Below are 13,111 nucleotides of genomic sequence, written 5' to 3'. Positions count from 1 at the left end.
AAGGCATTAAGCCTTCTTTTTATTAGCAGTCATCGTCATCTATAATTTTTTTATTTATTTGATCTGGGAATAATTGAGGGAATTCAGCACATAATCCTTGTTGTTCTGGTGCTTGACAAAAACCTGTAGATAATACGCAAAGTTGTACAGGAACTTTAATTTTCTTTTCACAAGTTAAACACAATGTAATGAAAGCTCCGTTTATTTGTATACTAGTATTACATGGAGAACCTACAAGTTCTAAATCATCTAATCCGTTTGGTAGAATAAATTCACACATTGCAGAACAAAATTCAGCTAAAGATGGTTTCATAGCATAAGCTGTTGAAGGAATACATAAATGAGCAAATGCATTAATTGATAAACCATCTGGAATTGGTATTGTAGCATTAGTTTTGAAAGTTTTAATATTTCCGGTTGCATGTTTTCTAACTTCACCTGTTATTTCTAAATTGAGTTCTCCTGAAATGTTTAGTGTCTGAGCTATATATATTGGAGTTCCTTTTCCTTCTTTATCGCATTTTGAAGTATCTATAAATGATAAATCAATTTGATCTAATCCACTAGGACCTGGAACAGTAGGAAATGGAGGAGGAATTACTTCTCCGTTTATACGTGTTATTTCTGGAGTGATAATAACATTTTTAGCTGAACAAGTTATGTCGACTTTTATGATTTCACATGGAGATGTAATACAACTAATAACATCGGATACTATTGGAAATTCTGGGGTTACATCTACTTCTTTGTGTATAATTATTGAATCGTAAACTTTTTCAACAAATATACATTCAGCAGTTATTTTTTCAGGGTCATATGTTCTAGGTGTTATGCATGATGTATTTGCTGAACAGCAAGTTCTTTCTATACCTTTTTTATTATCATCTTTAGTATATGTTGTTGTATTATAAGTTTTACATGACATATTAATTTACCCCCTTTTTAACAACATAAAAAAACAAATAATTATTTTACTAATTTTAATATATGTTTTTTAATTTATATGGTGACTAGTATTATTGCAATGATTTTTATTTCATACTTAATATATGAAATTAGTATATCAGAAGTTACTTAAAGCATATATTTTTTAGAGAGTATAATTTCATAAGGTGGGATATATATGGGATTTATTAATGAGATCAGAACTGTTATAAGGAAATCAAGTGGAGATATATTAGTATTTTATATTAATGAAAAGAGATTGTTTTTAAGGGAATTTATAAAAAATGAAGGTTGGAATAATGAAAAACAAATAATAAATAATGTAGTTGATAATCAATTTAATATACAAATTGATGATGAAGATAATATTTATGGAATAGCTAATATAGAAAATGGAAAAATCGTGTATATATATACAGATGAAAATAAAGATATAAAGTATAAAAAATTATTTGATTATAATAATGAAAAATATATATTAATAAATCCTCATGTAATCAAAAAAAAATCTAATGTTTACATAATATATTATATTCAAGATGTTAGAGATACTAGAATATGGGCTATATTTAGTCATTATTTTGATGGAGAAAAATGGAGTGAAAGTAGTATAGATTTTATAGTGTCTTATCCTGTTGTTAATCCTTTTTTTATTAATTTTAGTTCTGATAATTTAAATATATTTTATTTTAATAAAGTGAATGAAGTAGAGGAAATATATTTAAGTAGATTTAATTCTTTGAATAAGTTTTGGACTGAACCAGAACAGTTGACGAGTACAAATAATAAAAAAATATATTTAAATGTTTTGCAAGATGATATGAATTTTTATCATATTACTTGGTCGGAATTTGTCAATGAAAATTTAGTAGTTAAGTATATGAATGGATATTTGAAAGATAGTTTTAAAAGCAAATCAGATGTAGTATCTTTATCAGAAAAGTCTAATTGTTCTTTTCCAACACTTATAAAAACGGGTAAAACTTTATGGAATGTATGGACTCAGATGAATAAATTATATAATTGTTATTCATTTGATAATGGCAAGACTTGGAGTGAGGTTAATTTAGACAATAAAAGTATAGATATAAATTTTATTAGATATAAATTTAGATCAAATAATATTGATGATTTGAAAAATTTCAAATTAGATACTACTTTTGGAACTAGTTATCCTAAAATATCATTTATAGGTTTTGAGAATATTAGAAAAGATGGGTGAAGTTTAAACCCATCTTTTTTGTGCTTTAAATAGAGTTATGCTGTGAAGTATAAAGATTATAATATTAGAAGATATAAATCCGTAAATAAATCCGTATATATTTATAGTTTTTATTGGAATTAAAAAGTATATACATAAAAGTTGAATTAAAAGACCAATAATATTATTAATAGTAGCTCTGTATTCTTTTTCAATAGCATGAAGTATACCGGATAAGGTGTGATTTAGTACTGTGAAAAAACAACTTATAGAAATTAATTTGAGATATTTTCCTGCTAAAATGTTGTTATATACTAAATAACAAATTTTTTCTCCGAAAAACATATAAATTAAACTACCTGATAAACCTATAAAAGAAGTTAAAAATATGGAGAAAAAAATTTTTTGATTTATTAATTTATAATTTTTTTTAGGTATTTCTTGAGAAATGCTCGGGATTAAATTTACAACTAAAGCTGATGTTACAGTAAATGGTAAAAACAAAAAAGGGAAAACCATTCCTGTAATAGTACCATATATTTTCATTGCATTTGCATATTTAAGTCCACTTAAAACTAATCTGCTTGGGATTAAAATAGAGCTTATAGATTGAATAACTACTGTGAAAACTCTATTAAAAGTTATGGGAAATGCTATTTTTGAAATTTTGATTATTCCCATATAAAAATCTTTTAATGATATTACATAATTGTTTTTTAAATTAGGTTCTTTAATTAAATTAATTGTAATAAATAATATATTTGTAATTTCACCAATTGATAATCCTATTAATGGAATTAAAGGGTAAAAAGCAGTTTTTTTTATGTATGAAAATATAAAAATTACAAATAATATTCTGCTTACTTGTTCTAATATTTGACCTATAGCAGGAATTTCTACTTTTTTTAATCCGTAATAATAGCTTCTTAATATATTTGATATAGTAATTAATGAGATGGCAGGTGCGATAGATAATATAAATATTTGACAATTTGATGAATGTAAAAGTTTTAAACTTATAAATTTTGAATTTAAGGATACAAACATTGATATAAATATAGAAATAAAAAAAGATAAATATAAAGTGGATATAAATAGAACGTTCATATTGTGTTTATTATTTAAACTTTTTTCTTTTGAAATTAAGCTATTTAATGCTACTGGAATTCCAGTAGTTGTAATAGATACACAAAGCATTAAAAAGTGAAAGATTATGTGAAATATTCCGAGTCCACCTGCTCCTATTTTTTTTGATAAAAATATTTTATATAAAAAACCTATTATTCTAACTATGAAATTAGAAATAAAGAGTAAAAAGGTTGAATATACAAGATTTGGAATTTTCAACATATCACCTCCTTTTCAAATATATTATTTATGTATTTTTTTTATAACTAGAAATAAAAATTTGGGATATTTGATGTTGAAAAAAATTAAAATATAGTTTAAAATAAGGAAACCTGAAACGCAGAAAGGAGCTGGTTTTCGTGAAGATTTTAATAAAAAATATCGATATAATTCGTTGTGAAGAAGAAGTTAAAGTGGAAAAAAACGTTTTTGTTGGTATTGAAAATGATAAGATAAAATTTATATCAAAAAATTTTTTAGAGGATTTTAAATTTGATTATGAAATTGATGGAAAAAATAAATTGTTAATGCCAGGGTTTGTAAATTCTCACACTCATTTGCCTATGAGTATTCTTAGAAGTGTGGGATCGGATACATCTTTAATGGATTGGCTTTATAATTATATATTTCCTACAGAAAAGAAACTTACAAAAAAACATGCATATTTAGGTTCTCTTTTGACGTTAGTTGAAATGATAAAGTCTGGAACGACAGCTATCAATGATATGTATTTTTTTGCAGATGAAGTTGCAAAGGCAGCATATGATTCTGGGATAAGAGCAAGTATTGGGGTAAATATAGTTGGGGATGAATTTACAGATAGTATGAAATCGGAAATTGAAGATGTATATAAAAACTATAATAATGTAGATAATGGAAGGATTAGTGTTAATTTAGCACCTCATGCTATGTATACGTGTTCTAAAAATTTATTGAAAGATGTGCTTGAATTTGCTAAAAAATTAAATGTAAATATACATACTCATATAGCTGAAACTAAAGATGAGTATAATTACAGCATGGAAAAGTTTGGAGTAAGCCCTGTAAAGTATTTTTATGAGTTAGGGTATTTTGATTTGAAAGTTATTGCAGCGCATTGTGTTCATTTAAATGATGAAGATATAGATATAATGGCTAGAAAAAAAGTGATTTGTTCTCATAATCCAACATCAAATTTAAAGCTTGCAAGTGGAATAGCGCCGATTCCTAAACTTTTGGAAAAAGAAGCAATAGTGACAATAGGAACAGATGGATGTGCAAGTAATAATAATGTAAATATAGTAGAAGAGATGCATATAGCTTCTTTAATTCATAAAGGATATAATTTAGATCCGACTTTAGTAAAAGCGTCACAAGTTTTAAAGATAGCAACATCAAATGGTAAATATATATTTGGAATAGACAATATGGGAGATATAAAAGAGGGTTATAAAGCCGATCTTGTAATAATAGATTTGAATAAACCTCATCTTTATCCAAATAATGATACTATATCTAATATAGTTTATTCTGCTCAAGCTAGCGATGTCGATACTGTAATAGTAGATGGAAAAATACTTATGGAAAAAGGAGAAGTTAAAACTATAGATTTAGAAAAACTTTATTATGAAATAAATAAAATAAGCTAGAATTTTCTAGCTTATTTTATTGTTGAAAAATAAATGTGTATATATGCATGATTTATATAAATTTATTCAATTGACAAACAAATGAAATTTTGATATAATTAAATTGCAAAAACAATTAAGATAATTGAATAAGGAGGGGTATTGATGAAAGAATTGCTTAATAATAATGTAAATGTTAATGATATAGATAAATTTAAAAATAATTATAAAAAATGTAAAGTTGTAACGTGTATTCATTGTGTCGCAGATATATGTACGAATGAAACTTGTGAAATGTATGAGAGATTATTAATACAAGAAGGATAAATAAAAATCCATTGATAAGTTTTTAAATAATAAAAACTTATCAATGGATTTCTTTATTTTTGTTCATTGTTTTGCCAGCTTAGCTCGTCTTTTGGATTGCAATTTTTATCGCAGTCAGGTTCTATAATTAATTGTTTGATTTTAACATCATTAAACCATACTTTAATAACATATTGTTTATTAGGACATAAAGGTCCAAATAAAAATTGTCCACATTCATCTGTGAAAGTATGAGTTAAAGGTTTAAATTTACAAGGTGGATTAATTACCTCAAATAGTTTTACAACAGCGTCTTTTACAATTTTTCCTTTATAATCTTTTACAATACCGTGAATGACGCTTTTTTTTTCTTCTGGCACTTTTACAATAGCTTCTATTTGTTCGTTTTCTTCAGGTGTAAAACTAAATTTTACAAGTCTAGCTCCCATAATATGTACCTCCTTTTTGAGTAAGCTTAAAATAATTTTATTATTACTTTTTTGTAAATATGAATAAAATTGAAGTAGAAAACAATATATTGATTAAGGGGGGATTTTATGGGTATTGTTAGAAATTTTATAAATGTAATAGGAATAGCTTCAAAGAATGAATTGCCAAATAAAATAAATGGACAAATAGTAGAGTATTCTGATACAGAGATATTGTTTGTACCTGATGATAAGCCAGAGATAAATACTATATATGAAATTATGATTGATTTAAAAATTAAATCTATTAGAAAGGTCAATTCTTCATTATCTAATATTGTTATAATTGATGGTGAAAGAAAACATAAGATTATTTATACTGAAAATGGCGATTTTGAGAGAGTAAATGTTTTGTATTTAAATATGCCTTATAATACTTTTGTTGAATTACCTAATAACAATGTTGATATTGATATTAATAATATAAGTATTCATGTTTTAGATGCTTATTTTGAATTAATATCTTCACGAAAAATATATTCTCATGTAGTGTATTTGATAGATGTAAATTATAATAATCAAAATTTAAAAGATAAATATTATAAACAAAATATTAGATTTGATGTTGGGAAAAATATAGATATTGAGGTGGATAAAGAGTTGTCAATATCTAAAGATGAAGACATTGATTCTGAAAATAGTGAATTTATAGATATTGATTCTGAGTATTTATAGGGGTGAGAAGGTGAGAATATGTATAGATTCATTGGCTATTACTAAACTTTATGGAACAGGACTTTATTCTTACAATTTTGAGCTTTTGAATAATTTGTTTGAAATATATCCTCAACCTAAATATAATCTTATTTGGGAAGAAGATGTACATGTTAAGGAATGGGATAAATATAAAAATATTACATATGTTGATTTGAATTTAAATAGAAAATATAATGAATACAGTAATCTTGAAAAATACATAAAAAATAATAATGTATATATATATCATTCGATTAACAATGGGTTTAGTATTCCTTTGAGGAAAAATTGTAAACAAGTTATAACAGTACATGACTTGATTCCAGTAACTCATAAAGAATATGCAGATAATAAGTATTTAGAAAAATTTACAACTGTATTTCCGAGGGTTGTAGAAAAATCTGATAAAATTATTGCTGTTTCAAATTTTGTAAAAAGAGAAATTATTGATAATTTTGATGTTTCAAAAGAGAAAATAGAGGTTATATATCCTGGGTGTTCTAATATATTTAAACCTATGAAAAAAGAAATTTGTAAGGAGTTTATAAAGGTTAAGTATAAAATAAGAGGGGACTATTTACTTTATGTTGGAAGTATACATAAAAGGAAAAATTTAGATGAATTGATTGAGATATTTAAGGAAGTGGTAAAATACAATAAATATTTAAAACTTGTTATAGTTGGTAAATGCAATGGAAAAAGAGAAGTATATTATTATAAACTTAAGGTTTTAGTTAATGATTTGGGGTTAGAAGATAAAGTTATTTTTACAGGAATAGTAGATTATAAAGATATGCCTTATTTTTATAATGGGTCTGAATTGGTTGTTAATTTATCTGATTATGAGGGATTTCCTTTGTCAAGCATTGAAGCCATGGCTTGTCAGAAGTTAGTTATATGCTTTAATACATCTTCTTTTTATGAAGTTTTAGGAGAAGGATGTATATTAGTAGATAAAAAAGAGAGAAAGATTATAAGAGATATTATATTAGAGATAATTAACAATAAAGAAAGCGTAAAAAATATAGAGGAAAAGGGGAAAAGAATATCTGAAAAATATAATTGGGATATATCCAATAAAAAACTTGTTGATGTATATGAGTCAATTGTTTGACAATTGACTTATATTTTTTTGCAATTACAATTTGTTATTATGATATAATAGAACAGGTGATACATATGGAGAAATATAAATTTAGTTTGGATAAAAAAGATATTCCTAAATACCTTCAAATATATATAAAAATAAAAGAAATGATACAAAATGGAGAACTTGAAAAAAATGAAAAACTTCCACCTATAAGAAAACTTGCAAATATTTTAAGTGTAAATAATAATACAATAGTAAAATCATATGAACTATTAGAAAATGAAGGTTTTATATATAAAATAGTAGGAAGTGGAAGTTATATTTCAGAGATAAAAAAATATAGAGAAGAAGTAAGCATTAATTTGAATGAAGAAATTATAAGCTTTGATATAGGAAATCCATCACTTGAAATTTTTCCGGTTGAAGATTTTAAAAAGGCTATAAATATGGCAGTTGAAAAAGAGGGACCATCATTATTTGATTATGATGAGGGGCTTGGATATTTTAATTTAAGAGAAGCTATTTGTGATTATTTAAGAAGTTTTGATATATATTCTAATCCTCAAAAAATACAAATAATATCTGGTGCTCAGCAGGGGATAGATATTATTTGTAAAACTTTAATCAATTATGGAGATGTAATATTTTGTGAAGAGCCAACTTATAATGGAGCGTTGGAGGTATTTAAGACTAAAGGTGCAAAAGTTATACAGATACCTCTTTTAAAAGACGGGATAGATTTAGGAATATTGAAATTAAAACTTGAAAAAATAAGACCTAAACTTATTTATGTTATGCCGAATTTTCAAAATCCTACAGGAATTTCTTATAGTAAAGAAAAAAAACAAAAATTAATTAATCTTGCAAAAGAGTATGATTTTTATATATTAGAAGATGATTTTTTAAGTGATTTTAAATTTTATTCAAATGATAATAAAACTTTAAAATCATATGATAATTGTGAGCGAGTTATATATATAAAAAGTTTTTCTAAAATATTAATGCCAGGGCTTAGAATTGGATTTATGGATATACCAAAGGGGATTTTGAATAAAGTAATTTGGGCAAAATACTCTAGTGATATATCGACTTCTAGTTTGGTTCAAAAATCTCTATATTATTATATGAGACATTTTAATTTAAAAATTCATTTGAAAAATTTAGAGCAAACATATAGAATAAGATTTGATAAGATGAAAGAATTAATAGAAGATAAATTTGAAGGAAAATTAGATTTTAGTATTCCAAGTGGAGGGATTAACTTTTTTTTAGCTCTTCCAAAGGGGTATTCTTCTATAGATTTTAGAAATTATTTGTTGGATTATGGTGTATCAATACTTCCAGGAAGTTATTTTTTTGATAATCCTATTGAAGATAGATTTTTTAGATTAAATATAGCTTCTACTAATATCGAAAAAATAGAAAAGGGAATAGATATAATAAATGATAAATTAGATGATTTTTTAATGAAGCATAAAAATAATATTGATTTTAAAAATAATAGATTATTTTTTTAGAAAGAGGGTGTAGATATGTTATCTAAAGAAAAAATAGATAGAATAAATTATTTAGCTAGAAAGGCAAAAACTGAGGGTCTTAGTGAAATAGAAAAAAGAGAACAACAAAAATTGAGAAAAGAATATTTAGAAAACTTTAGAAAAGATTTTAGAAGAAAATTGGAATCTATAGAATTTGTAGATTAAGGAGGGCTATTTATGGCTGAAAAAAAATACGTTATTTTTAAGCTCAATAAAGAGGAATATGGCGTTGATATTATGATGGTTAAGGAAGTAAGTGAAGTTAGAGAAACTATTAAAGTTCCAAATACTCCTCATTTTGTCGATGGAATTATTAATATAAGAGGAGAAATTACTCCTATTATAAGTCTTAAAAAGAGATTTAATATTGAAGATAATAGAGAATCAATAGAAGGAGCTAAAATAATAGTTGTAAGTATAAAAGATAAGTTAGTTGGATTTTTGGTTGATGATGTATCTCAAGTTTTATCTATTGACGAAGAAAATATAGATCCAGCACCGGGGTTGATAGTTGATGTCGATAAGGCATATATTCAAGGAATAAGCAAACTTGAAGATAAAATGATTATAATGTTAGATTTAGAAAAAGTTTTAGATGAAAACGAAAAGGATTTAATAGGTGAGATGGATATATAAATAAAAGGTTGTCAATTGACAATCTTTTATTTTTTATATTATAAATAAACAAAAATATACATACTAAGGAAATTTATAGTATAATATATTGTAATGTAGTACATTATAGTGAAAGAGGTATAGTATGTTGGATGAAAGTAAGTATTTTGTTAATTTAAACGAAATTTTTAACAAAGTAGTTGAAACAATAAAAAATAGTCAAGATGAAGTGTTATCTATATACGAGTGTGTTCATAGTGAATGTGAACAAATGAAAATTGAATTGGAAAATTTAAAAATTAGAGTTAAACTTTTAATAGATGAAGTAGATTATTTAGAAAAAGAAGAAAAAAAAGCAAAGCAGAGATTATCGTTAATCAGTAAGAATTTCCAAAAATATTCTGAGGAAAAAATAAAAGAGGCTTATGAAGAAGCTAAAGATATACAGATTAAATTAACTTTAAAACGAGAAGAAGAAAGAAATTTAATAAAAAGCAGAAATGAATTAGAAATAAGGCTTAAAAAAATGAATGAGATACTTAAAAAAGGCGAAAGCTACATGTCTAAAATGAAATCGATTGTTGATTTCCTAGTAGGAGATTTAGAAAACGTATCTAAAAAAATGAGTTCTTTAGAAGATAAAGCTCAATTTGGAATGAAAATAATAAAGTCGCAAGAAGAAGAGAGAAGAAGAATAGTAAGAGATATTCACGATGGACCAGCTCAAAGTATTGCCTCTTTAGTCATAAAATTTGAAATAATCGATAGACTTATGAGTAAAAATGTATCTCTTGTTAAAGATGAAATTAAGAATATGAAAAATGTTTTGAGAGCTACTTTAAAAGATGTAAGAAGAATTATGTATGATTTAAGTCCTTCATCTATAGATGATTTAGGATTAGTTCCTACAATAAACAGAATTATTTCAGATATAGAGTATGAAAAAGATATAAATATTGATTTAGCTGTTTTAAATAATGAAAAAATACCTAATTCTTTGATTAGACTTACGACATTTAGAATTATTCAGGAATCTTTAAATAATGCATGTAAACATTCTAAAGCTAAAAATATAAAAATCAGATTAGATATAAATAAAAAAAGAGTTGCTGGGGTTGTTGAAGATGATGGAATTGGATTTGATGTAAATTCAGTTGATAAATTAAAAGATTCTTTGGGAATTGGATTTATGAAAGAAAGAGCATCTTTGTTAGATGGACAATTAACTATAGATTCAAAAATAGGAAAAGGAACAAAAGTAATATTTGCTTTTCCTAATAAGGAGGTAGATTATGAGGGACAAAATTAAAGTTATGATAGTTGATGATCATTCTCTTATGAGGGAAGGTCTTGCTAGAATATTAGAGCTTGAGGATAATATAACTGTGGTAGCTGAAGCTTGTGATGGGGTTGAAGCTATAGAATTTTTTAAGAAAATGGATATAGATGTGATTTTGTTAGATATAAATATGTCCAATATGAATGGTATAGAAACTTTAAGGGCATTAAAAAATATGGATTCATCGTCAAAAATTATAATGCTTACTATATACGATGAAAGAGAGTATTTGATAGAAACTTTAAATTTAGGTGCAAATGGATATATGTTAAAGGATTCAGAATCGTCTAGTTTAATTTCAGCTATCATAAATGTGTACAAGGGAGGAAGTTATGTTCATCCTAATCTTGCTGGAGAACTTTTAAAAGAAATAAATAGGAAAAAAGAAAGTAAGTCTAGTAAACGTGGATTAAATAGTTTGACAAAAAGAGAATACGAGGTACTATCATTGATAGCAGATGGACTTAGTAATAAGGAGATTTCAGAAAGGTTGTTTATAAGTGAAAAAACAGTTAAAAATCATGTTTCAAGTATATTAAGAAAGTTAGATTTATCTGATAGAACTCAAGCTGCTATATATGCATATAAAAACAATGTAAAAAAGATATAAGTTTCGGTTAAGTTTGTTTTTTATTTATGTAAAATTTCTAAAATATGGTATAATAAAAGTGATACATTTAAATATTATTATATGGAGGGGGTTAAATATGAGTTTAACTTATGAATTTAAAAGTGCATGGAAAAATTTAAAAGATGGAGAAATGGACAACTTGATGAATTACTCTAAAGAATATATGGATTTTTTAGATAATTCAAAAACAGAGAGAAGATGTGTAGAAGAAATAATAAAGAAGGCAAAACAAAATGGATTTATTTCTTTAGATGAAGTTATTAAAAGCGGAAAACTTCAAAGTGGATGCAAAGTATATGCAAATAACAGAGGAAAAGGTGTGGCATTATTTATAATAGGTAAAGAAAATTTAGAAAAGGGAATGAGAATAATAGGATCACATGTAGATTCTCCTAGACTAGATTTAAAACCATTTCCTCTTTATGAAGATGGAAACTTAGCACTTCTAAAAACGCATTATTATGGAGGAATAAAAAAATATCAATGGACTTGCATTCCTTTAAGTTTACATGGAGTTGTGTTAAAAAATGATGGAACTAAAGTTGATATAAATATAGGGGAAGATGAAAATGATCCTGTTTTATACATAACAGATCTTTTAATTCATTTAGCAAAAGATCAAATGGGTAAAAAACTTTCTGAAGGTATTACAGGAGAAGGATTAAATGTTATAATAGGTCATATTCCTATGAAGGATGAGGAAAAAGATGTAGTAAAACAAAATATATTAAGATTTTTAAATGAAAAGTATTCAATTACTGAAGAAGATTTTGTAAGTGCTGAAATAGAAGTAGTTCCTGCTGGTAAAGCGAGAGATGTTGGAATAGATAGAGCTATGATAGCATCATATGGACATGATGATAGAGTATGTACATTTGCAGCGTTTAAATCTATGCTTGAGATAGAAAATCCAGAATATACAGCAGTAGGATTGTTTGTAGATAAGGAAGAAGTAGGTTCTATGGGTAATACAGGAATGGAATCTAGGTTTTTTGAAAATGTAGTGGCAGAGCTTATTAATTTACAAGAAAATTACAGTGATTTAAAATTGAGAAGAGCTCTTGCGAACTCAAAAGTTTTATCAGCAGATGTTACTTGTGGATTTGATCCTAATTTCCCTGATGTTGTAGATAAGAGAAATGCAGCATTTATGGGCCATGGCGTTGTTATAACTAAATATACAGGAGCTAGAGGAAAAGCTGGATGTAATGATGCTAATGCTGAATTTGTATCTGAAATTAGAAAATTGTTTAGTGAAAATGGAGTTACATGGCAAATAGGAGAACTTGGAAAAGTGGACCAAGGCGGAGGCGGAACAATAGCGTACATACTTGCAAATTATGGTGCAGAAGTTGTGGATTGTGGAGTACCTGTTCTTAGTATGCATGCACCAATAGAAGTTGTTAGTAAAGTAGATTGCTATGAAACTTATAAGGCATATAAATCATTCTTAAAATAATTTAATAATAAGTTTTGTTATAAGCCGTAGATTTGAAAAAAATCTACGGCTTTAATTATGAATAAAAT

14 protein-coding genes are annotated in these 13,111 nt (G+C 25.7%); 11 read left to right on the top strand and 3 right to left on the bottom strand.

Annotated elements, in window-relative coordinates:
- Positions 1 to 22: 22 nt before the first annotated feature.
- A complete protein-coding gene (locus BUA19_RS02175; protein WP_072723251.1) occupies positions 23 to 925 on the bottom strand; it encodes a hypothetical protein in 903 nt (300 codons plus the stop codon).
- Positions 926 to 1,123: 198 nt separating this feature from the next.
- On the opposite strand from BUA19_RS02175, the gene BUA19_RS02170 reads away from it, so the two are divergent.
- The gene (locus BUA19_RS02170) at positions 1,124 to 2,167 is read left to right on the top strand and encodes a hypothetical protein (RefSeq protein ID WP_072723250.1); all 1,044 of its coding nucleotides are present in this window, start codon (positions 1,124 to 1,126) and stop codon (positions 2,165 to 2,167) included.
- 3 nt (positions 2,168 to 2,170) lie between these two features.
- Here BUA19_RS02170 and BUA19_RS02165 read toward each other — a convergent pair whose 3' ends face one another.
- Positions 2,171 to 3,496, bottom strand: a complete 1,326-nt coding sequence (locus BUA19_RS02165) for an MATE family efflux transporter (RefSeq protein ID WP_143145349.1) — start codon at positions 3,494 to 3,496, stop codon at positions 2,171 to 2,173.
- 137 nt (positions 3,497 to 3,633) lie between these two features.
- On the opposite strand from BUA19_RS02165, the gene BUA19_RS02160 reads away from it, so the two are divergent.
- The gene (locus BUA19_RS02160) at positions 3,634 to 4,902 is read left to right on the top strand and encodes an amidohydrolase (RefSeq protein WP_072723248.1); all 1,269 of its coding nucleotides are present in this window, start codon (positions 3,634 to 3,636) and stop codon (positions 4,900 to 4,902) included.
- Positions 4,903 to 5,046: 144 nt separating this feature from the next.
- Positions 5,047 to 5,208, top strand: coding sequence for a hypothetical protein (locus tag BUA19_RS11625; RefSeq protein ID WP_178137423.1), 162 nt, complete (start codon positions 5,047 to 5,049; stop codon positions 5,206 to 5,208).
- A 53-nt stretch (positions 5,209 to 5,261) separates the two neighbouring features.
- On the opposite strand, the gene BUA19_RS02155 is transcribed toward BUA19_RS11625, so the two are convergent.
- Positions 5,262 to 5,636 carry a hypothetical protein gene (locus BUA19_RS02155; protein WP_072723247.1) on the bottom strand — a complete coding sequence of 125 codons (375 nt, stop codon included), beginning with the start codon at positions 5,634 to 5,636 and terminating at the stop codon, positions 5,262 to 5,264.
- Between the two features lie 108 nt (positions 5,637 to 5,744).
- Here BUA19_RS02155 and BUA19_RS02150 point away from each other — a divergent pair, with 108 nt between their 5' ends.
- The 8 genes from BUA19_RS02150 (at position 5,745) to BUA19_RS02115 (ending at position 13,043) form a co-directional block, all read left to right on the top strand.
- Positions 5,745 to 6,350 carry a hypothetical protein gene (locus tag BUA19_RS02150; RefSeq protein ID WP_072723246.1) on the top strand — a complete coding sequence of 202 codons (606 nt, stop codon included), beginning with the start codon at positions 5,745 to 5,747 and terminating at the stop codon, positions 6,348 to 6,350.
- A 10-nt stretch (positions 6,351 to 6,360) separates the two neighbouring features.
- Positions 6,361 to 7,485: a glycosyltransferase family 4 protein gene (locus tag BUA19_RS02145; protein WP_072723245.1), complete on the top strand. Its 1,125-nt coding sequence runs from the start codon at positions 6,361 to 6,363 to the stop codon at positions 7,483 to 7,485.
- A 65-nt stretch (positions 7,486 to 7,550) separates the two neighbouring features.
- Positions 7,551 to 8,978, top strand: coding sequence for a MocR-like pyridoxine biosynthesis transcription factor PdxR (gene pdxR, locus BUA19_RS02140; RefSeq protein ID WP_072723244.1), 1,428 nt, complete (start codon positions 7,551 to 7,553; stop codon positions 8,976 to 8,978).
- Positions 8,979 to 8,993: 15 nt separating this feature from the next.
- Entirely contained in the window at positions 8,994 to 9,164 is a 171-nt protein-coding gene (locus BUA19_RS02135) for a DUF896 domain-containing protein (RefSeq protein WP_072723243.1), read from the top strand.
- Positions 9,165 to 9,176: 12 nt separating this feature from the next.
- On the top strand, positions 9,177 to 9,635 hold the full coding sequence (locus BUA19_RS02130; protein ID WP_072723242.1) for a chemotaxis protein CheW: 459 nt from the start codon (positions 9,177 to 9,179) through the stop codon (positions 9,633 to 9,635).
- A 124-nt stretch (positions 9,636 to 9,759) separates the two neighbouring features.
- Positions 9,760 to 10,923 (top strand): sensor histidine kinase, encoded by a 1,164-nt coding sequence (locus BUA19_RS02125; protein ID WP_072723241.1) that lies wholly within the window; start codon positions 9,760 to 9,762, stop codon positions 10,921 to 10,923.
- Positions 10,907 to 11,563: a response regulator gene (locus BUA19_RS02120; RefSeq protein ID WP_072723240.1), complete on the top strand. Its 657-nt coding sequence runs from the start codon at positions 10,907 to 10,909 to the stop codon at positions 11,561 to 11,563. The genes BUA19_RS02125 and BUA19_RS02120 overlap by 17 nt, the downstream gene beginning before the upstream one ends.
- 97 nt (positions 11,564 to 11,660) lie before the next feature.
- A complete protein-coding gene (locus BUA19_RS02115; RefSeq protein ID WP_072723239.1) occupies positions 11,661 to 13,043 on the top strand; it encodes an aminopeptidase in 1,383 nt (460 codons plus the stop codon).
- Positions 13,044 to 13,111: the final 68 nt, after the last annotated feature.

The sequence above is a fragment of the Tepidibacter thalassicus DSM 15285 genome (assembly GCF_900129915.1).
Lineage (GTDB): Bacteria > Bacillota > Clostridia > Peptostreptococcales > Peptostreptococcaceae > Tepidibacter > Tepidibacter thalassicus.
The sequence above is the reverse complement of the archived record's forward strand: the minus strand, read 5'-3'. Positions and strand labels throughout refer to the sequence as shown.